The organism is Methylobacterium marchantiae (assembly GCF_042679825.1).
In the GTDB taxonomy this organism is placed as follows: domain Bacteria; phylum Pseudomonadota; class Alphaproteobacteria; order Rhizobiales; family Beijerinckiaceae; genus Methylobacterium; species Methylobacterium marchantiae.
The window spans coordinates 144,089-164,469 of the sequence record NZ_JBHTND010000008.1; the positions used below are offsets into that span (position 1 = coordinate 144,089).

General features: G+C 65.8%; 14 protein-coding genes and 1 riboswitch. Of the genes, 10 read left to right on the plus strand and 4 right to left on the minus strand.

The window, feature by feature from the left end; translation table 11 throughout:
* Positions 1 to 37: 37 nt before the first annotated feature.
* The 6 genes from ACFQ4G_RS08300 to ACFQ4G_RS08325 all read left to right on the plus strand — a co-directional run bounded on the left by ACFQ4G_RS08300 (position 38) and on the right by ACFQ4G_RS08325 (position 7,400).
* Positions 38 to 1,039 (plus strand): DUF1775 domain-containing protein, encoded by a 1,002-nt coding sequence (locus ACFQ4G_RS08300; RefSeq protein WP_238205490.1) that lies wholly within the window; start codon positions 38 to 40, stop codon positions 1,037 to 1,039.
* Positions 1,040 to 1,172: 133 nt separating this feature from the next.
* Positions 1,173 to 3,260, plus strand: coding sequence for a TonB-dependent receptor family protein (locus ACFQ4G_RS08305; RefSeq protein WP_238205492.1), 2,088 nt, complete (start codon positions 1,173 to 1,175; stop codon positions 3,258 to 3,260).
* A 400-nt stretch (positions 3,261 to 3,660) separates the two neighbouring features.
* On the plus strand, positions 3,661 to 4,182 hold the full coding sequence (locus ACFQ4G_RS08310) for a hypothetical protein (RefSeq protein WP_238205494.1): 522 nt from the start codon (positions 3,661 to 3,663) through the stop codon (positions 4,180 to 4,182).
* A gap of 625 nt (positions 4,183 to 4,807) precedes the next feature.
* Positions 4,808 to 5,749, plus strand: a complete 942-nt coding sequence (locus ACFQ4G_RS08315; RefSeq protein ID WP_238205496.1) for a helix-turn-helix domain-containing protein — start codon at positions 4,808 to 4,810, stop codon at positions 5,747 to 5,749.
* A 165-nt stretch (positions 5,750 to 5,914) separates the two neighbouring features.
* On the plus strand, positions 5,915 to 6,475 hold the full coding sequence (locus ACFQ4G_RS08320) for an HAD domain-containing protein (RefSeq protein ID WP_238205498.1): 561 nt from the start codon (positions 5,915 to 5,917) through the stop codon (positions 6,473 to 6,475).
* Positions 6,476 to 6,662: 187 nt separating this feature from the next.
* Positions 6,663 to 7,400 (plus strand): hypothetical protein, encoded by a 738-nt coding sequence (locus ACFQ4G_RS08325; RefSeq protein WP_238205499.1) that lies wholly within the window; start codon positions 6,663 to 6,665, stop codon positions 7,398 to 7,400.
* Positions 7,401 to 7,529: 129 nt separating this feature from the next.
* Here ACFQ4G_RS08325 and ACFQ4G_RS08330 read toward each other — a convergent pair whose 3' ends face one another.
* Both ACFQ4G_RS08330 and ACFQ4G_RS08335 read right to left on the minus strand, forming a co-directional pair.
* Positions 7,530 to 9,953 (minus strand): penicillin-binding protein 1A, encoded by a 2,424-nt coding sequence (locus ACFQ4G_RS08330; protein ID WP_238205501.1) that lies wholly within the window; start codon positions 9,951 to 9,953, stop codon positions 7,530 to 7,532.
* A 173-nt stretch (positions 9,954 to 10,126) separates the two neighbouring features.
* Positions 10,127 to 11,419, minus strand: a complete 1,293-nt coding sequence (locus ACFQ4G_RS08335; protein ID WP_238205503.1) for an N-acetylmuramoyl-L-alanine amidase — start codon at positions 11,417 to 11,419, stop codon at positions 10,127 to 10,129.
* Between the two features lie 761 nt (positions 11,420 to 12,180).
* On the opposite strand from ACFQ4G_RS08335, the gene ACFQ4G_RS08340 reads away from it, so the two are divergent.
* Positions 12,181 to 15,318 carry an Rne/Rng family ribonuclease gene (locus ACFQ4G_RS08340; protein WP_238205505.1) on the plus strand — a complete coding sequence of 1,046 codons (3,138 nt, stop codon included), beginning with the start codon at positions 12,181 to 12,183 and terminating at the stop codon, positions 15,316 to 15,318.
* A gap of 297 nt (positions 15,319 to 15,615) precedes the next feature.
* A riboswitch (guanidine-I (ykkC/yxkD leader) is annotated at positions 15,616 to 15,725 on the plus strand.
* 60 nt (positions 15,726 to 15,785) lie between these two features.
* Positions 15,786 to 16,760: a TorF family putative porin gene (locus ACFQ4G_RS08345; protein WP_238205507.1), complete on the plus strand. Its 975-nt coding sequence runs from the start codon at positions 15,786 to 15,788 to the stop codon at positions 16,758 to 16,760.
* A 141-nt stretch (positions 16,761 to 16,901) separates the two neighbouring features.
* On the opposite strand, the gene ACFQ4G_RS08350 is transcribed toward ACFQ4G_RS08345, so the two are convergent.
* The gene (locus ACFQ4G_RS08350; RefSeq protein WP_238205509.1) at positions 16,902 to 17,219 is read right to left on the minus strand and encodes a DMT family transporter; all 318 of its coding nucleotides are present in this window, start codon (positions 17,217 to 17,219) and stop codon (positions 16,902 to 16,904) included.
* 121 nt (positions 17,220 to 17,340) lie between these two features.
* On the opposite strand from ACFQ4G_RS08350, the gene ACFQ4G_RS08355 reads away from it, so the two are divergent.
* Both ACFQ4G_RS08355 and ACFQ4G_RS08360 read left to right on the plus strand, forming a co-directional pair.
* Entirely contained in the window at positions 17,341 to 17,892 is a 552-nt protein-coding gene (locus tag ACFQ4G_RS08355) for a TetR/AcrR family transcriptional regulator (RefSeq protein ID WP_238205511.1), read from the plus strand.
* 495 nt (positions 17,893 to 18,387) lie between these two features.
* Positions 18,388 to 19,215 carry a hypothetical protein gene (locus tag ACFQ4G_RS08360; RefSeq protein ID WP_238205513.1) on the plus strand — a complete coding sequence of 276 codons (828 nt, stop codon included), beginning with the start codon at positions 18,388 to 18,390 and terminating at the stop codon, positions 19,213 to 19,215.
* A 515-nt stretch (positions 19,216 to 19,730) separates the two neighbouring features.
* Here ACFQ4G_RS08360 and ACFQ4G_RS08365 read toward each other — a convergent pair.
* Entirely contained in the window at positions 19,731 to 19,991 is a 261-nt protein-coding gene (locus ACFQ4G_RS08365) for a hypothetical protein (RefSeq protein WP_379040061.1), read from the minus strand.
* Positions 19,992 to 20,381 lie beyond the last annotated feature (390 nt).

Here is a 20,381-nt window from a genome sequence, read left to right on the forward strand (position 1 = left end):
ATTCGATCATCGTTTCCTTCAGCAATGGACACCCATCATGAACCGGATTTCTCGGCCCACGATTGCCGCCGCCGTCATCGTCACGCTCTCCGTCACCGCCGCCCTCTCGCATGCGGTGCTCGATCGCCGGGAAGCCAGCCCGAATGCCAGCTATCGCGGCGTGGTCCAGATCACGCATGGATGCGACGGCGAGCCGACCAATCGCGTCAGCGTCACCATCCCCGAGGGTGTGATCGGCGCCAAGCCGATGCCGAAGCCCGGCTGGACCCTTGCCACGCAGAAGGGCCCCTACGCCCGCGCCTATCCCTCTTATCACGGCGACGTTTCCGAGGGCGTGAAGACCATCACCTGGAGCGGCGGTTCGTTGCCCGACGATCAGGTGGACGAATTCACCTTCCTGGCGCGCGTGTCGGATGCCTTCGCCCCCGGCGCCACGATCCACTTTCCGGTGGAGCAGGATTGCGCGAGCAAGACCACCCGCTGGAGCGAGATCCCGGCGGCGGGCCAGGATGCGCACGCCCTGAAATTCCCGGCCCCCGCCGTGATGATCGTCGCCGCACAGGGCAAAGCCTCCTCGAAAGCGCCCGTTGCGGCATCGAGCACGGTCAAGGCCGGCGATCTCACCATCGACACGCCATGGATGCGCGCGACCCCCGGCGGCGCCACGGTGGCGGGCGGCTATGTCCGCATCGGCAATGAGGGCCGGCAGGCGGACAGACTGCTCTCCGCCTCGATTCCCATCGCCGCGTCCGGCTCGATCCATTCCATGACCATGGAGGGCGGGGTGATGAAGATGGCGGCGGTGGACGGTGGCCTCGTCATCAGGCCCGGCGAGACCGTGGAACTCAAACCCGGCAGCTATCACCTGATGTTCGAAGGGCTGAAGACGGCCCCCAAGGTGGGCGAGCCGATCTCGGGCAGCCTCACCTTCGAGCGTGCTGGCACCGTGGCGGTCACCTTCGGGGTCGCCCCGATCGGGGCCAGGGCGCCGAACGCACCTGCCGCGCCGGAGCCGGCCGCGGGCAGTCACCAGCACTGATCGCCCGCCCGGGATCGCCCGTGAGGCGTGACCCCGTAGGATCGGACGATTCCCCCTTCTCTTTCGGGACCCGCTGCTCCTCCGCCTCGATCGGGTGGAGTGATCCAGGGCGCGCGGTCCGGAGTCTTTCGACATGCCGTCTTCCCTCTTCCGGGGTGCGCTCGCGCTCCTGCTGCTCTCCTCGACCTCCGCTTTCGCCCAGAGCGTGGCGAATGCCGAACTGCCCGAACTCAGCGTCCAGGGGGCGTCGGCCGGATCGCTGACGGTGCCGAGCGTCGCCGAACAGCGGGCGGCGGTGAACGCCACCGTGGGCTCGGTGGCCTTCGTCGATGCGAAGGAGTTCCAGAACCGCTACGCCAACACCCTGCGCGACGTCCTGAAGGACACGCCCGGCGTGTTCGTGCAGCAGCGCTACGGACAGGAAATGCGGCTGTCGGTGCGCGGGTCAGGCATTTCGCGAGGGTTCCACCTGCGGGGGCTGGAGCTTCTGCAAGACGGCATCCCGGTGAACGCGGCCGATGGAAGCGGCGACTTCTACCAGATCGATCCGCTCGCCCTGCGATCGGTCGAGGTCTACAAGGGCGGCAACGCCCTGACCTTCGGCGCGACGACGCTGGGCGGGGCGATCAACTTCGTGACGCCGACGGCGCAGACGGCCTTCGCGCCCAACGTCCTGCGCGTCGATGGCGGCAGCTTCGGTACGATCCGCGAGCATTTCCAGTTCTCGCGCATCTCCGGCCCGGCCGATTTCCTGATCAGCGGCACGGTCACCAATTCGGACGGCTTCCGCGATCACGAGACCCAGCGGACCCAGAATTTCAACGCCAATCTCGGCTACCGGCTCGCTCCCGGAATCGAGACGCGGTTCTATGTCGGCATCTATCTCACCGACCAGAAGTTGCCCGGAACGTTGAGCCTTTTCAATGCGCTAGCCAATCCGACCATGGCCAATCCGAGCGCCGTCTCGGGCAACCAGTCGCGCAAGGTCGAGACCGAGCGGGTGGCCAACCGCACCTCCTTCGCGCTGGATGTGGGCAAGCTCGACATCGACACCTGGGCGATCCACAAGTCGCTTTATCACCCGATCTTCCAGGTGATCGACGAGGATGGCTGGACCTACGGGATCTCGCCGCACTGGGCCGGCACGTTCGACGTCGCGGGCTACCGCAACGACACGATCCTCGGCTTGCGCGCCTTCGCCGGCCAGAACTCGTCCCTGCGCTTCCTCAACCAGGCGGGACAGCGCGGCGCGCAGACCCTGAACGCGTTGCAGAGCGCCTCCAACTACGAGGCCTATGGCGAGAACCGCTTCTGGTTCCTGCCAGATGTCGCGCTGATGACCGGAGCAAAAGCCTTCTCCTCGAACCGTACCTACAGCGACAAGGGCGGGTTCGGTGCCAGTCCCAGCGCCAAGTTCGGCAACCAGACCTATCAGGGCATCAACCCGAAACTCGGCCTGATCTGGCAGCCGCTTCCCGACATCCAGGTCTTCGCCGACATCACCCGCTCGCGCGACGTGCCGGACTTCACGGATCTTACCCAGACGATCGGCATGAACGCGCAATTCGTGCCGCTGCAGGCCCAGCGCGCCTGGACCTACGAGGCGGGAACGCGCGGTCGCCTCGACCGGCTGGCCTGGGATGTGACGCTCTACCGGTCCGAGATTCGGGACGAGCTCATCAATTTCAGCGTCAATCCCGGGCTGAACATCCCGGCCGCGACCTTCAACGCGCCGCGCACCATCCACCAGGGCGTGGAGGCGGCGGTCTCCCTCGACATCGTCCGCGACCTGACCGGGATCGGCGACCGGGTCTCGGCCTCGCAGGTCTGGACGCACAACGATTTCCGCTTCGTCGGCGACCCGCAATTCGGCGACAACCGCATCGCCGGCATCCCGCGCGACGTGCTGCGCAGCGTCGTCACCTATACCCACCCGAGCGGATTTTATCTAAGCCCATCAGTGGATTGGATACCGCAGGGCGCTTTCGCCGACCATGCCAACACCCTGCGGGTTCCGGGCTACACCCTGGTCAATATCCAGACCGGAATCGACTTTTCCAACGGCGTGTCGCTGTTCCTCGATGCGCGCAATCTCGGCGATCGGCGCTACGTCTCGGACGTCTCGGTGGTGAGCAACGCCGCGGCGATGGGCGGCAACCCGGTGGCGTTCTATCCGGGCGTCGGCCGCAGTGTCTTCGGCGGCGTGCGGGCGTCGTTCTGAGGCGCGGCGCTCCATCGCTCGCACGAAAATCGCCCGATCGGAGGGGCTTTGAACCCCGGATTCGAAGAGGGTTCAAAGCCGGATCGGAGAGGGTTTGAACCCGGATCGGGAAGCCGATCGTACCGGATCGCGACGCTCTCGCGTTTTCCGGCGCGATGCACCCATCTCCGGGCCGACGAGCCGGCCGACGGCTGCCCGCCTCCTCATCGATTCGTGCGGCACCGGCGAGCGGGATTCCGGCACGATCCCGTCAAGGAGATTCGAGCCGCTGCCATGCCAAATATTCGGGCCGGGGGTCGCTCACCATCCCCACGGAAACCGGTGGATGAGCCTGCGACATTCCGAAAGCTCCTCGAAACTCCCGGCTATGCCTTCCTCCTCGGTATCGAGGGGGCTCACCGTGTTGTCCAAACGTTTCGCACAAGTGGCCATCGGCGCCGCCGCTCTCCTGATGCTGGCCGGCGGGCCGGCCCTGGCGAAGAAGGTCAAGGTCGTCCCCGGCGACCCGCCGATCACCGTCGACATCCCCGCCACCTGGGAGGTCTCGGACAGTAAGCGCGGCATCGAGGCCAAGACGGCGGATGAAGAAGTCTACATCTGGTTCGAGAGCTACAAGTCGACGCAATACGACAAGCTGATAATCGAGCACGAAAAGTATTTCGAGGAACAGGGTGTCACGATCACCGCCAAGCCCAAGCAGGAAGAAAAAGAACATCCCAATTTCGTCATCAAGAAATCGGACTTTCCCGCGCCATACGAGGGCAAGCCCACCGTCCTGCGCTACCCCTCGGTGGTGCCGCGGTCGGAGGAGAAGCGGAACCGTCTCGTCACCTACTGGACCTCGCCCGACGGCGACAAGGAATATGCCGACGAGCTGACCAAGATCATGAAAAGCCTCGGAGCCTCGATCGACGAGCAGTGATCCCGGCGATCGTTCGTCGCCGAACACTTTATTCGACTCTGGCAGAGCCTGTTTGATCGGCTGTCTCAGCGGATGCTAATGTCGAGGTCGATCATCCGATCAGTCCACCTCATCCTGAGGTGCCGTTTGCGAAAGCAAAGGGCCTCGAAGGAGCCCTCCAGACACCAGAGCGATCCCTGGAAGGCTCCTTCGAGGCCGCTGCGCGGCACCTCAGGATGAGGTAAAGCCTTGGAAAAACAGCTCGAATAGGCTTTAGGCGTCAGATTTCCACTACTACGGTTGGCTCCTTACCCCAACCTGTACGTTCGTAGTGGATATCGCGCGTCAGATGTCGACCACTGCCGGGACAGAGAATAAGACCGGGTCCGGTAGAAATTTCCCCGCTGGCTTCCTCACCAGTTTCGCAGAAAATTACCGGCGGAAATCCCGGTGCGATGCCCCGAATTGAATCGAAGACTTTGCATGGTCGGTCCATATGCTTCGGCCGATTGAAAACTTTTTTTGCAATCGGCCGTGATCAAATAAACCTCTGTCGAGAGGCATCCATGAGCGCTCTGGGCGACTTATCGGGCGTCGGGTTCTCTTCCGATGGACCTTCAAGCCGATTTGCTGGAGCGCGCGTGTTTTGGCCGACCCGTCCGACGTCAAGACGCTTGTCCAAAGCACGGCCGAGATCGAACCCGTCCGGGCCTTCGAGTTCTGGCGGGATTCCATTTCGGCGCTGAGCGGTGTCGACATCCACAGGACGAAGAAGGTGCGATCCTTCGCGGCCGATCGCTTCGTCGCCAACGCCACGCACAGCGTCCTGCTGCACACGAAGAGCGATCCGGTCGATGCCACGCGTTTGGCACATCACGTCCGACGGGACGACGTCGATGTGGTGACCATCGCGGTGTTCCTGCGGGGTGACGGGTATTTCGAGCAGGGCAATCGCGGGGCGCGGATGGACCCCGGCGACATCAGCATCGTCGACACCAGCCGCCCCTTCCAGGCCGGCGGATACGAAGCCTACGAGGAGATGCGGCTCCGCGTGTCACGCTCGGTCTTCCGGACCCATGTCGGCGAACCGGACGCCTTCGCCGGGCGCATCATCCGCAGCGGTCCCCACTCCGCCCTCTTCGCGAACTATCTGCAGACCTATGCCGGTCTGGTCGGACAGATGTCCGATGACGAGGCCAGGATCGCCACCGAGGGGGCCCTGCATCTGCTTCGGAGCTTCGTCGACACATCCGAAGGAATCGTCTCGACGGAGGCATTGCGGTCCCTGGCCATGGTCCATATCGCGCGCAGCCTGCACGATCCGGATTTCGGGCCGGACGCGATGTGCAAGAGCCTGTGCGTCTCCCGAACCCGGCTCTACGCCGCTTTTGCAGACGGCGAAGGGGTCGCGGCGACCATCCGCGACGCGCGACTGGACCGCGCCCGTGAATACCTGTCCGACCCGGCGCTGGCGACGGAGAGTATCGCGATCATCATGATCCGGTGCGGCTTCACCGATCCGTCGCTGTTCAGCAGGGCATTCCGACGACGTTTCGGGATGTCGGCGCGCGACGTCAGGCCTCGCTGACCCGAGGATGCGCTCGGAGGGCCCCATGGCCGGATGGCGCTTTCCACCATGCACCGCGCCGCCCGTGGCGGTGGTGCCCGTCATCTGCGTGCTGGACGGGTGCGGCGCCGCATCGTAGGCGTCCGCGGCGGCGGCGGAATCGCCGCATCAGACGAGGTTGGCCCCTTGAACGAGCATCGAGAGGCGGGATCGCCGACGATCTATCTCGACGTCGACGGCGTCGTGACGACGGTCGGCTATCAGCGGCGGTTCGGCAAGGACAGGCTCGACCCGGCCCAGGTCGCCCTTGTCGCCGGTCTGGTGCGGGAGTTCGACGCCAGAGTGGTCGTGTCGTCCACATGGCGCATCGACGATTGCCGCCCGACCCTGATCGAGGCCGGCCTTCCGGAGACCTGCTTCCACCTCGACTGGCGGACCGCCATCCTGCCGACCAGCCGGGATGCGGAAACGGGCGGCATGCTCGCCGCCGAGCGAGCCGGGCGTGGCGACGAGATCACCGAGCATGCGACGCGGAACCGCATCACGCATTACCTCGTCCTCGACGATGTCGAGGTCGGCCCCGACCACGTGAACCGGCACGTCCGGCCGGTCGCGGAATTCGGCCTTAGCGAAGCGGACGGGGTCCTGGCCCGGAGGCTGCTCGCCGGGATGGGCGACGTCCGCCACACGATGGATCGGAATGGCGCATGTGCCACGCCCGCCGATTTACATTTCTGCAGGGATTGAACTTTCCCGAGGCTCGGGTCATTCCATGACAGCGGTGTGACAGGCGCGTCACGCTGCCCCCGATATCGACACGGTCACCTCGACCTTCGCCGGACCTGCCCGTCCGGTCCCGCCTCGACGCCGCACCCGTGCGGCTCGCGAGCGCGCGTCGCGTCGGATCATCGAGTGGCAGGAAGGAGTGGCGGCGATGTTCGGTTTTGGAAAACGGGAAACGACATCGGGTCCCTCGCTCGCCGCCATGGGTATCGTCGAACGGTCGGCCGCAGGAGCCTATGCCGCGCTGATCGCCGGAGGATGGTCCGAGATCGGTTTCGGGTACCATGGCACCGTCCATGCCCATCCGGATCACCCGGACGTCGTCGTGCGCTTCGCGCGCAAGGCCGATGGGTTCGGCGACTATGCGGCACTCCTCCGCAAGGGGTTCGCAGGCTCGGATGGACCGCATGCGCCGCGTATCCACGACATCCATGTCAGCCGCTGCGGTGCGCTGATGACCGTGGGGTCGCGACTGACCGATCCGGCGCGCGACGCGTGGTGGCTGGCCTACGCCCATGCCGTCATCGCGGACCATCCGGGCGTCGCCATGGATGACGGCGTGCGCGATCGGTTCAAGGTGGAATGGCCGGCGCACGAACCCCGTGTCGATCATGCGAGCTTCGACGGCATCCGCGAGGCGTTCAGGACCGCCTGGCCCGGATACGAGGCCTATGTCGCCGGATTGCGGGCCGTGTCGCCGCAGGGGCTCGACCCGAACATCGGCAACGTCCTCGTCGGCGACGACGGCAGTCCCGTGGTGAACGATCCCCTGTGCGACGACGGACACGGGCTGTGGCGCTCGCCCCTCTCACGGGCCCTGGCCCGCTACGCGGATCTGCTGCGTCGGCGGCTGAGCGACGCATCCGGCAGGGCGCCGGTCCCCGCCTGACCGCCGCCATGGACGCAGGTCCATCGGTCCGGCTTGCCGCGCTTCGCCGCCGTTAGGTGCGCAAGACGAGGAGCGGAAATCCTCCACCCCGAACGCCCGGCGATAGGCCGGGCGTTCGTCTGTGCCGCGCTAGTACAATCCGCCGGCCTGGGCCGCGCGGTCCGCGTCCGCCGGGACCGCGGCGGGGGCGGCGGACGGCGCGGCGACGTAGGCGTCCGGCGGGGCGGTGCCCGGCTTGAAGGCTTCGAGGATCGTGCCGGCGCCCTCGCCCGAGCCGGCGCGCATGCCGGAGGCGACGTTGACGCGGATCAGCTTGATGCCGGGGGGCACGCGGAACGGCGTCGGCGGCTTGTCCTTGAGGGCCTGTTTCAGGAAGTCGAGGGCGATGGGCGCCGAGAGGCCGCCGCCGGTGGCGCGATCACCGAGGGAGCGCGGCTTGTCGAAGCCGAGATAGACGCCCACCGCGAGGTCGGGGGAGAAGCCGACGAACCACGCGTCCTTGGCGTCGTTGGTGGTGCCGGTCTTGCCGGCGAGCGGCTTGCCGATCTGCTTCAGGATCGTGGCGGTGCCGCGCTGGACCACGCCTTCCATGATCGAGGTCATCTGGTAGGCGGTGAGCGGGTCGAGGACCTGCTCGGAATCGTCGACCAGCTTCGGCTCGTCCTGGCCCGACCATTTCTCGGCGTCGCAGCCGAGGCATTTGCGGTTGTCGTGCTTGTAGATGGTCTCGCCGACCCGGTCCTGGATGCGGTCGATCAGGGTCGGGCGGATGCGCCGGCCGCCATTGGCGAGCATCGAATAGGCGGTGACCATGCGCATGACCGTGGTCTCGCCGGCACCCAGCGACATCGGCAGGACGGGGAGCATGTCGTCGTAGACGCCGAAGCGGCGGGCATATTCGGCGATGAGCGGCATGCCGACATCCTTGGCCAGCCGCACCGTCATCAGGTTCTTCGAATGCTCGATGCCGTAGCGGAGCGTGTGCGGGCCGCCGGACTTGCCGTCGTAGTTCGAGGGCGTCCAGGCCTCCTGGCCGGGTCCGGCCTCGATGGTGATCGGCGAATCCTGCACGATCGAGGACGGGGTGTAGCCGTTGTCCAGCGCCGCCGAGTAGACGATCGGCTTGAACGACGAGCCCGGCTGGCGCTGGGCCTGGGTCGCGCGGTTGAACTGGCTCTCGTCATAGGAGAAGCCGCCGACCATGGCGTGGACGCGGCCCGTATAGGGATCCATGGCGACGATGGCGCCGGAGATCTCGGGGCGCTGGCGCAGGCGGTACTGGCCGCGGCCGCCGTCGATGGCCTCGACATAGACCACGTCGCCGGGATTGAGCGCGGCGGCGGGCGAGCGCCCGGTCCAGCGGGTGCCGTCGGCGGCGATGGTGCCGGTCTCGCGATCCTTGGAGACCTGGCCGGACGCCTCGCGGCGGGGCTGGAGGCCGATCTGGGCCGCGCCGCCCGTGGTGCTCAGCACCACGGCGAGGCGCCAGGGCTGGACGTCGCCGAGACCGGGGACTTCGGCGACGGCGAGACCCCAGTCGCGGCCGACGAGATCGACCTTGGCCTGCGCTCCGCGCCAGCCATGGGACTGGTCGTAGCGGATCAGGCCGTCGACCAGGGCCTTGCGCGCCCAGGCCTGCATCTTCGGGTCGAGGGTGGCGCGCACGGAGAGGCCGCCCTCGTAGAGCTTCTTCTCGCCGTAGCGCTCGGTGATCTCGCGGCGGACTTCCTCGGTGAAGTAATTGGCGTTGGCGGCGTTGGCGAAGGCGACGCGCGGGTTCACGCCCAGCGGCATCTTGCGGGCGCCCTCACCCTCTTCCTTGGTGATGTAGCCGTTCTGCGCCATCAGGCCGATGATCTCGTTGCGGCGGTCGAGGGCCTTCTGGGTCTGGCGATAGGGGTGGTAGTTGTTCGGGCCCTTCGGCAGCGCGGCGAGATAGGCCGCCTCGTTGATCGTCAGCTCGTGGACGGACTTGCCGAAATAATCGAGCGCGGCGGCGGCGACCCCGTGCAGGTTGCGGCCGGGCACGATGGTGCCGAGGAAGATCTCGTTGAGGTAGAGTTCGAGGATCTTGTCCTTCGAGTAGGTCGATTCGATCCGGAGTGCGATCAGCGCCTCCTTGATCTTGCGGTCGAAGGTCTGCTCGTTGGTGAGGAGGAAGTTCTTCGCCACCTGCTGGGTGATGGTCGAGGCGCCCTGCTTCTTGCCGCTCTTGGCGTTGGTCAGGATGGCGCGCACGACGCCCTCGGGGTCGATGCCGCCGTGCTTGTAGAAGTTCTTGTCCTCGGCCGAGAGGAAGGCGGCGACGACGATCTTCGGCATCGCCTGGATCGGCAGGTAGAGCCGGCGCTCGTTGGCGTATTCGGCGAGCAGGCTGCCGTCGGCGGCATGGACGCGGCTCATCACCGGCGGCTCGTAATTGGCGAGGGCCGCGTGGTCGGGCAGATCCTGGCTGTAGGTGTAGTAGAAATACGCGCCTGCCGCGGACAGCAGCACGAACAGCATCGCACCGACGCTGAACAGGAAGCCGAAGAAACGAAGGATGAAGCGCATCCGGGTCCCGTCCGTCGATGATCTGCCGCTGCCGGTCCGGCCGAGAGGCGAGGATGACCGAGACCGCGAATGTCCCGGAAAGGCAAGAGTGATGCGACGACCCGCGATCATCCGGAAGACGAAGAACGCCTGTTCCGGGCCGGGGCGCCGTGAGCCCCGGTTTCACACCGTATCTATGGTGAAACTGGGGCGATTGCCGCGGAGCGGCGCGGCGGCATCGGCCGGGTCAGGGAGGTGCGGTTGGCGAAGAACGCGTCGATGGCCTTCGCCATCCCGCCGGTGACGTCGGCCCGCCAGGCTTCGGACTGGAGCAGGTCGAGGTCGCGCTTGCTCGACAGGTAGCCGAGTTCCACCAGCACCGAGGGCACGTCGGGCGAGCGCAGGACGACGAAGCCGGCCTCGCGATGCGGCTTGTTGCTCATCTCCATGACGGGGCCGAGATAGGACATCAGCCCCTTGGCGAAACCCGACGAGAAGGTGCGGGTCTCGCGCAGGGTGAGTTCCTGCAGGATGTCGGCGATGTGGCCGGGCCCCTCGCTGGATTCGGTGCCGGCGGCGGCATCGGCCTTGTTCTCGCGCTCGGCGAGCTTGGCGGATTCGGCGTCGGTGGCCTTCTCTGACCCGGTATAGATGGTGGCGCCGCGCACCTGCGGTGCCGACGAGATCGAATCGGCGTGGATCGAGACGAACAGGTCGGCGCTGGCCTCGCGGGCGATCCGCACGCGCTCGGAGAGCGGCACGAAGACGTCGCGGTCGCGGGTCATCCGGACCCGATAGCGGCCGGAGGCCTCGAGCTTGCCGGCGAGCGCCTGGGCGAAGCCGAAGACGATGTCCTTCTCGAAGATGCCGGTGGCGGCGATGGCGCCCGGATCGATGCCGCCATGGCCGGCATCGATCATGATCAGCGGCCGGGAATCCGTCGGCTCGGCGGCGGTGACCTTGCGGCTCGGCGGGGCCGGGTCGTTCGAGACGGCGGCGCGGCGGAAGGCCTCGCGATCCGCCTTCTGGAATTCGACGGAGAGGAGGACGGCGCCGTCGCGCGCGCGCGTCGTCGTCTCGATGCGCCCCACATTCGCCGGCTGCGCGAGATCGACGACGATGCGGGAGCGGCCGGGGGCGAACAGGCCGTAGCGGAAGGAGGAGACCAGCCCTTCGCGGCGGCGCCCGGTCTCGGGGCCGAGCTGGAAGTTCACCTCCGCCAGGTCGATGACCACCCGGTCGGGCCGCTCCATCACGAAGGCGCGAGCCTCGATCGGCTTCGACAGGGTCAGGGTGAGCTTGGTCGAGCCGCCGGCACCGGCGGACAGATCCGCCGCGATGGCGACGGCCGATTGCTGGCCGGAGACCGCATGACTCGTGCCCGCATTCGTGCCCGTGCGCGATCCGTCCTGCGCGGCGACCGGAACGGCCATCAGGGCGGCGGCGAGGAAGAGTGCGGGGCGGAGCAGGCGAGCGCGAGGCGGCATCGATCCGTCAGTCGTTGTCCCGAAACCGTATGGTCTTTGGAAGCGAGGGCGTTCGTGAGCGTTCGTAAGGGATACGGCCGGGATGGTTAACCGTTCCTCTCGGTCGGCGGGCCGATGCGGGCTCGTTGTTGCCGCCGCGCGACAGGACCCGAGCGAAACTGCGGGCCGGACTGCCGCATCCGCGCGACGTCGGCAAAGTTGCGGCGGCGCGAGCGTTGCTGCTTGCCAAGCGCCCGCGACGATCTGTAATGGTAATGTCCCCTTCCCGGGTGCCGTGCGGTCTCATCCGCGGCCCGCGAATGCGTCCTGGCTCATCGCCGTGTCGTCTTCGCAGTCGGCTCTCCGCGTCAAGTTCGTCGGCGTTTTCACGTCCGGGTGGGTATCGGTTCATGCGGCGGTTTCTCGCCGACGCGCCGTTCTTGAAATCAGTGGCCGGCGTTTCGACCGGCCTCGAAATCTTCGTGAGGTCAGGGAGAGGATGGACGGACGCACAGCATCGGTTGCCGTTGCTCGTGTTCACAGCGTACGCGGTTCGCGTGGCGCCGGTTCGCCGTCGGCCCTGGCCAGGTTCAACCCCACGCGCGCCGATCGCCGGCGCCCAGCGGCGGTTGACGGCAATCCCTTCCCCAAAGCCCCCCTGGCCCGCGTCTTCGGGCCTTGGCGCGCGCTCCCCCCGACGGCCGATGGGCCAGGACCGGGCAGCGCTTCGCCGGGACAGTTCGGCTCCAGAAGGACGACGTCGACCGCCATGAAAGCTTGTCATGGCCAACAACAACAAGATGCTCATCGATGCGATGCACCCGGAAGAGACCCGGGTCGTCACGGTCCACGGGTCTAGGGTCGAAGAATTCGACTTCGAGGCGGCCAACCGGCGCCAGCTTCGCGGCAACATCTACCTCGCCAAGGTGACCCGGGTGGAGCCCTCGCTCCAGGCGGCCTTCATCGAATACGGCGGCAACCGCCACGGCTTCCTCGCCTTCAGCGAGATCCACCCCGATTATTACCAGATCCCCCTGGCCGATCGTCAGGCGCTGCTGGAGGACGAGGCGCGCGACGCCGAGGAGCACCGCGAGCGCGAGGAGCGCAAGCCGCGCCGCCGTTCGCGCGGCCGCCGCGCCGAGGCCGCCTCCGCCAAGACCGGCGAGACGGTGAGCGCGGAGGACGTGTCCGACGTCGTCGAGGCGCGCCGCCCCGACGAGGACGCGCCGCAGGATCAGGCTTCGCAGAATCAGGACCAAGCTTCGCAGAATCAGGACCGGGCTTCGCAGAACAACGAATCGGGCGAGCACGCCTTCGCGCCCGAGGCCTTCGGTGAGGCTCCCTCCGCCGAGCACGATTCCGATGCGGCCGCGACAGACGATGCCGTACCGGCGGAAACGGCGACCGCCGAATCAGCTCCCATCGAGCCCGGTTCGGACGCGTCGTCCGACCTGCCGCCGGCCGCTCTCGAAGGCGAGACGGTCGAGGCGACCGCGCCCGTGTCCGAGGATGCCGCCCCGGCCGAGACATCCGCCGCCGAGCCGGTGGCCGAGGGCCATCCCGAGGCACCGTCGGCGGTCTCCCCCGACGAGTCGGATGAGGACGAGGAATCCGACGAGGACGATTCGGACGAGGACGACGATTCGGACGACGAGGACGAGGACGAATCCGACGACGAGGATTCGGACGAGGATCATGAAGGCGAGGACGGCGAGCACAAGGTCTCGCAGGTCGGCGGCAGCGGCGATGCGCTGGCCGAGATCCCCGAGCGTCCCCGCACCTACCGCCGTCACTACAAGATCCAGGAAGTGATCAAGCGCCGCCAGATCATCCTGGTGCAGGTCGTCAAGGAGGAGCGCGGCACCAAGGGCGCGGCGCTCACCACCTACCTGTCGCTGGCCGGCCGCTACTCGGTGCTGATGCCCAATACCGGCCGTGGCGGCGGCATCTCCCGCAAGATCACCTCGGCCGCTGACCGCAAGCGCCTCAAGGAAGTCGCCCAGGACCTGGAGGTGCCCGAGGGGATGGGCGTCATCCTGCGCACGGCCGGCGCGTCCCGCACCAAGCCCGAGATCAAGCGCGACTTCGAATACCTGATGCGCCTGTGGGAGAGCGTGCGCGAGCTGACCCTGTCCTCCTCCGCGCCCGCCCTCGTCTACGAGGAAGGCTCGCTCATCAAGCGCGCCATCCGCGACCTCTACAACAAGGACATCGACGACATCCTGGTGGCGGGCGACGAGGCCTACCGCGAGGCGCGCGACTTCATGCGCATGCTGATGCCGGGCCAATCCAAGGTGGTGCAGCCCTACCGCGACCCGACGCCGATCTTCGCGCGCCACGGGGTCGAGCAGCAGCTCGACGCGATGTTCTCGACGCATGTCACGCTGAAATCCGGCGGCTACCTCGTCATCAACCCGACCGAGGCCCTGGTCTCCATCGACGTGAACTCGGGTCGCTCGACCCGCGAGCACGATATCGAGGACACGGCTCTGCGCACCAACATGGAGGCGGCCGAGGAGGTCGCCCGCCAGCTCCGCCTGCGCGATCTCGCCGGGCTTGTCGTCATCGACTTCATCGACATGGAGGAGAAGCGCAACAACCGCGCGGTGGAGAAGAAGCTCAACGACTGCCTGAAGAACGACCGCGCCCGCATCCAGGTCGGCCGGATCTCGCCCTTCGGCCTGCTCGAGATGAGCCGCCAGCGCATCCGCACCGGCATGCTGGAGAGCTCGTCGCTCCCCTGCATCCATTGCGGCGGCTCGGGCTATGTCCGCGCCACGGCGTCGGTGGCCCTGCAGATCCTGCGCGCCATCGAGGAATCGCTGCTCAAGAGCACGACCCACAACCTCATCCTGCGCACCCGCACCGAGACGGCGCTCTACATCCTCAACCAGAAGCGCGCGCATCTGCGCGAGCTGGAGATCCGCTTCGGCGTCAGCGTCACCATCGCCGCCGACGAGCGGCTGGCCGCCACCTCGGCGTTCCAGCTCGATCGCGGCGAGCTCGCGATCCGGAACGAGGGTCCGGTGACGGGGGTCCGCGCCGTGGCGATCTCGCCCCTGCACGAGGCCGACGACGAGATCGAGGGCGACGAGGAAGAAGAGGCGATCGTCGAGGCCGAGGTGGCGGAGCCGGAGGCCGAGGCGTCGCGCGAGAAATCGGCCGAGGGCAACGGCGAGGGCCGTTCCGGCGGTGGCCGCCGTCGTCGCCGTCGCCGTCGCGGCGGCCGTCACGAGACCGGTGAATCGACGGGCGAGCACGCCGCGAACGATGACGACCAGTCCGGCGACGACGATGCGGATGGCGACGGCCAGGATGGCGAAGGTCGCGACATCGAAGGTCGGGACAACGAGGGTCGGGACAACGACAACGACGAGGCCGAGCGGCCCGTCGCGGCCGAGGCCCAGGACGGCGAGACGGTCTCCGCGCCGCGCTCGGATGCGTCCGACGACGAGGGCGCCGGCCGTCGCCGCCGCCGCGGACGTCGCGGTGGACGTGGCCGCGAGCGCAACGAGAGCCGCCCGCGCGACGACGCGCGAGAAGACGCCGGAGAGGACCAGCGCGAGCCGGTCTCCGCCGAGGCGGCCGCTCCGGTCCTGTCCGATCCGCCGCGCGGGGCCGAGCCCGAGGCCGTCTCGGTGGACCTGCCGGTCTCCGAAGAGCCGTCGTTCCGGGCTCCCGGCATCGACCTTGAGGACGTCGCCCGGGAAGACCTCACCCAGCAAGACGTCGCCCGGGAGCCGGAGACCGCCGGCACCGTCCAGCCCGACGCCGAGACGGCGATCGAGCCGGCACCGGTCGCCTCTGCGCCGGCTCCCGCGCCCGAGCCCGTCGCCGTGGTGCTGACGCCGGCCGATCCCGATCGTCCCAAGCGCGCCGGATGGTGGTCGCGCACCAAGGCCGCCCTCACCGGCGAGTAGCTTCCCACTCCAGCGCAATCGTCGACGACGTGGCCGGGCCGCACCCCAACAGGGTGCGGCCCGTCGCGTTTCGCGCTCCCGCGCCGCCTGGAGGTGCCGGGGCGGAGGCCGGGATGGCCGGGCCGCTCTCGCCCATCGCGAAAATCAGCTATTTATTGTGCACGTCCAGTATCAATATTGTGCAACTTGCCGGTGATCGGCACGATTAAATCGGTTTTCAAGCAAGACGGCCGGATTGATTGGAACTGTTGCAGCAATGTCCTTTTGCTCACGTCCATCGTCCCATACGGTCAAGCCTGAGTTGGAGGCTAGGGTTCCGGCGCCGGAGACGGCGCGACTGGTCCGAGAGCCTCCACCGGCACGCGAAGACCGCCGTGCCGGCACGGCGGGACAAAAGCCCGGGAGATCTCACGGAACGGGGATTGGCGCAGCCACGCCCTCACGTCTTTCACGAAAAGGACCGGGCCATGCGCCGCTTGACCACCTCGATACTGGCCCTCGGCACGCTCGCCGGCCTCGCAGTTTCTCCGGCCTCTTCGGCCGATCTCGCCATTCCGAAGGCCATGCCGGTGGAGGCCAAGGCGGCCGATCCGCTCATCGGCTTCTCCTTCGGCTCGCGCTACCAGACGGACTACAATTTCCGCGGCGTGTCGCAGTCGAACCTGCAGGGCAGCTACCAGACCTTCTTCGAGGCCCAGTTCTTCAACAACTTCGCCTATGCGGGCTTCGCGACCTATCAGGTCCGCCTGCCGACCAAGCCGGACATGGAGTTCGATCTCGTCGCCGGTATCCGCCCGACCTTCGACAAGTTCGCCTTCGACCTCGGCATCCTCTACTATTTCTACCCGAACGAGCAGCAGCTGTTCAACAATAACGGCAGCCCGTTCACGACGCGCAACACCGACTATTACGAAGCCGCCGGCAAGATGCTCTACACCGCGACGGACGCGCTCACCGTCGGCACCAACGTGTTCTTCTCGCCGAACTTCCTCGGCACGCACGCCAACAGCACCTACGCTTCGGGCACCCTGGCCTACACGCTGCCGGCGACGTTCTTCCCGTTCCTGCCGGAGGCCTATGCCGGCGGCTTCTCGCTGTCCTCGGAACTCGGCTACTTCTTCCTCGGCTCGGCCAAGAGCTCGGCCACCGGCTTCGATGCCGGCATCGGGCGCTTCACCTCGTTCAACCTGCCGAGCTACCTCTACGGCAATGTCGGCCTGTCCTACACCTACAAGAACATCGTCCTCGACGTCCGCTACCACAACACCGACCTGACCAAGACCGAATGCGCCGCCTTCACCGGCGACTTCCGCCAGATCACCAATGGCGGGACCTCGAAATGGTGTGGCGATGCGGTGATCGGCTCGATCACCTTCCAGACCTCCACCGCGGCTCCGGGCATCTATGCCGAGCCGGGCGGCTTCCTGAACCTGTTCCGCTGAGCGTCGAGCACGGCAGCGACGAAAAAGGCCCCGGAGCGATCCGGGGCCTTTTTCGCGTCGGGGCCCGGCGCGGCCTTCGACGGGGCGATGCTGCACGGGCAGGCACCACGCGCGGTCTCGCGGAACCGACACCGACGTGGATCAGTGCGCCAGCTTCAGGGTCGCCACCCCGGCGACGATCAGAGCCACACCCGCGTAGCGCGCCAGGGACGTCGGATCGCCGTAGATCATGATGCCGACCATGAACGTCCCCGCCGCACCGATGCCGGTCCAGATGGCGTAAGCCGTTCCGATCGGGATATCACGCTGCGCAAGCCAGAGCAGGAATCCGCTCGCCGCCATGAAGGCGACCGCCATGGCGGTGCCGGTCCAGCGGGTCTCGGACGTCTGAGCCATCTTCAGACCGACGGGCCATCCGATTTCCAGCAGCCCCGCCCCTACCAGATAGAGCCACGCCATGACGCATTCCTTCCTTCGTTCGTGGTCACCGAACCGGCAGGGCCCCTGCTCCACCGTCCGGCTCACTTGTCCGAATTGAAATACGCACGTATTTTAATTTTTCAAGGAGGACCTGCGAGCGATGGGGCGACGCCAGACGATAGACCGTGACCATGTGCTCGCCGTCGCGGAGGACATCGTCGCGCAGCGTGGCGCGGCGGCCCTGACGATCGACGCGGTGGCGAAGGCGGCCGGGATCACCAAGGGCGGGGTGCAATCGTCCTTCGGCACCAAGGAGGCGCTGATCGCGGCCATGCTACGCCGCTGGATGCAGGATTATGCCGACCGTGCCGGTGCGCTCGCCGGAGGCGATCCCTCCCTTCTCGCGCGGGTCGCAGCGCATGTGGAGGTGACCCGCCGGGACGACGAAGACACCCAGCGTCGGGCCGCCAGTCTGCTCGCCCTCCTCCTTCAGACGCCGGAGCATCTCGTCGACCTGCGCCAGTGGTATCGGGACCATGCCGTCGGGCTGCATGCCGACGACCCTGCCGCGCGGCGTGCCCGGCTGGCCTTTCTCGCCACCGAGGGGGCCTTCTTTCTGCGGTTCTTCGGCTTGATGCCGATTCCGGCAACCGAGTGGGACGCGACCTTCGCGGACATCCAGGGCTTGATGACGTCTCAGGAAGCCAGGTGAACCGGGTGGCGAGGCGCGACGGCCGCCCGTCGAACCCGCTCGCCGGGCGAAACGCGATCACGGACGCCGATTCAGCCGACGCGCCGCGGGCCGGGATTACGGGCAGTCTCGCGGAACCGACATTGTGAGACCGCGATACAAGGCGCGGCAGCCCTGGCGCGGCCGAGGCGAGCGGCGATGTGGAAATCGCCTGGCGTCAGCCGACGTTTGGTGGCTGCTTCGAACGATCGAGTTGGGTGGTGAGCGGACGTTGGCTTCCTGCCCGCATTCAGACCTTTGGGACGTGGACGGTTTAGATTGAGCATGGGCTGAAACAAGAGCTGTGCATCTGAAGCCTTCCTGAAGCAGACAATCTTCGTCCACCTCTTCGTCGGAGGAGAATTGATGTGTAAACGCCACAGTGAAAAAATTTCACACTACAATCTTGTTGATCGATTGTAGTGTGTTCAAGCCCATGCCTGAATGCTCACATTGATTGCAGACAAGGCTAATGACATGAAGTGGCCCGCCCCGTGCGCGATTTTTGCTTTGCTATTGTCCGCCTGCGGGACTACCCCGCCTCGCTTCGATCTTTCGGACAAGGGCTGGACTGACGAAGCACCATTCGTTCAAGCGGTAACCTCGCACATCCATTGTGAAATGAGAAATGCAGTTCTTGACACCTATGACAATTTGACAAACAATCACAATGATGCGGAATGGATGAAGACGTGGTCGGCAAAAATTTCGCTAACTCTGAATGTAAACGAGATGACAGCGCTCAATCCGAGCGTGACAGTTGCAATGCCCAGCACCCTGGCGCTTGGTCTTGCCGGCTCACTTTCATCCGAGGCTTCGCGTGAGCTTGAGATAGACTGGTTCGCAGTGTTCAGCGAATATTTCAACGAGCGCCAGTTTCAGAATGTGCCCTGCGATACCGGAAGAGAACTTTATCCAATCGCGGGGACGCTGGGTTTGAAAGAAACACTTTTCTCGGCGGCGTTTCCCGCTAGTCTGAACAATAATATTTCTAATCCTTTTAAAAGTGGAGGGCGTCTCCAAGTAATTCAGCAAACAACGTACTTTTACATAAAGGCGGACGGAAATATAAACCCGGCGTGGAAATTTACTGAGGTATCTGCAAATCAGGGCGGCAAATTTTTCGACGTTTCGCGAAACCGCAAAGATACCCTCCTCGTGACCATGGGGCCGACTCAACTAAAGGCCGCAGGTCGTCCGCTCAGGATTCCAGCACAGCCCGAGCCGATTGGCGCGGTTACTGAGTCACATTTTGCAAAGCAGATCGGCAATGCAGTTGCCAATGGAATTAATAACTTAAGGTGAAGTTTGACCATGACGATTCTGCCATTCATGATGACCTACGAAGAAGCATTACAAGTTGACGGGTTCGAAGTCTTTTCAGCCGAAGATAAAGGTAAGCTGATACCGTCAACGAAAATGCAAGCTCTTATGATCAATTGTAATCTGAAAAAAAACTTTCATAAGGTTTGTGGGCAGTACACAGATTCTAGCACAGGGAAAACGGTCTATTCATACTGCGATGAGCGTGGACTATGTGGTGATCTGTTCCTGTCAGCGCCATAAGATTATAGTTGGCATTTAATCACTCATGACGCAAAATTGCTTAATTTACTGGCTTATAGGGTAATAATTGACTACGAACCGAATCTAGCTTGCGAACAAGTGGGCATTTGTAACCATCTTTGATGGATCGAAACCCGACCCTGAGCACGGGTGCCACCCATCCGACCTCGACCACTGGCCTGCTCCGGCGCCGATGCCTCGGCGGTGGGTGACCTGCTCTTCCGGGTTCGCGGAGAGGCAGGTGGCTTTTGGGATCAGGGCTTGGGCGTCTTCGCTTTCCCGGCCTCTGCCGCGCGGCTTTCCACCGAGGCCATGAAATCCTCCGGCGTCTTGTCGATGACGTCCCGGACGCTCCGCTGCAGCTTCGGGGCGTCTGGTGCCGGCGGGCAGCGGGGTTCCGGGCGCTTGGGTTCCGGGCGCTTGTCGAGGCCGGCCTGCAGCTCGGCCTCGAGGGAACCCCTCTTCTTGCACAGGATTCCGAGCTTCTCCCCGAAGGCGGCGTGCCTGTTCGGCACGACGTGACGCGGGAACGACCGTCTCTCACCATGAGTCACGGGCAGGTGCCGCCGGACGCCGCAGCGAGGGACAGGAAGCGCCCTCCGGTCCCGATCTCGCCGCTCGACCGATCCCGCCTGAGCCGCGCTGTCGGAGGGATGGATCAACCCGTGAGGGAGACCGGGCGGCCTGTCGGCGAAGGGCGAGCCGGCGATGCGCGTCGAGCCGGGTGATCCGGTCATTTTCCCCGTGACGCGATCGTGGGCTCGGAAGCCGCCCCGCCTGGTCTCCTCGACGCGCTTGACCGGCCTATCAGGGTGTTGAAGAAGCCGGCCAACGGCGGGCGATGAAGGGTATTTCGTCGCCGCGGTGGGCGCGGATTTCGCCTCGAAGCGATCCGTCAGCCTGGA

Bases quoted from the DNA above. Each gene is read 5' to 3' on its own strand.
- ACFQ4G_RS08300 (WP_238205490.1), top strand. From the start codon at position 38: ATGAACCGGATTTCTCGGCCCACGATTGCCGCCGCCGTCATCGTCACG.
- ACFQ4G_RS08305 (WP_238205492.1), top strand. From the start codon at position 1,173: ATGCCGTCTTCCCTCTTCCGGGGTGCGCTCGCGCTCCTGCTGCTCTCC.
- ACFQ4G_RS08325 (WP_238205499.1), top strand. From the start codon at position 6,663: ATGTTCGGTTTTGGAAAACGGGAAACGACATCGGGTCCCTCGCTCGCC.
- ACFQ4G_RS08330 (WP_238205501.1), bottom strand. From the start codon at position 9,953: ATGCGCTTCATCCTTCGTTTCTTCGGCTTCCTGTTCAGCGTCGGTGCG.
- ACFQ4G_RS08335 (WP_238205503.1), bottom strand. From the start codon at position 11,419: ATGCCGCCTCGCGCTCGCCTGCTCCGCCCCGCACTCTTCCTCGCCGCC.
- ACFQ4G_RS08340 (WP_238205505.1), top strand. From the start codon at position 12,181: ATGGCCAACAACAACAAGATGCTCATCGATGCGATGCACCCGGAAGAG.
- ACFQ4G_RS08345 (WP_238205507.1), top strand. From the start codon at position 15,786: ATGCGCCGCTTGACCACCTCGATACTGGCCCTCGGCACGCTCGCCGGC.
- ACFQ4G_RS08350 (WP_238205509.1), bottom strand. From the start codon at position 17,219: ATGGCGTGGCTCTATCTGGTAGGGGCGGGGCTGCTGGAAATCGGATGG.
- ACFQ4G_RS08355 (WP_238205511.1), top strand. From the start codon at position 17,341: ATGGGGCGACGCCAGACGATAGACCGTGACCATGTGCTCGCCGTCGCG.
- ACFQ4G_RS08360 (WP_238205513.1), top strand. From the start codon at position 18,388: ATGAAGTGGCCCGCCCCGTGCGCGATTTTTGCTTTGCTATTGTCCGCC.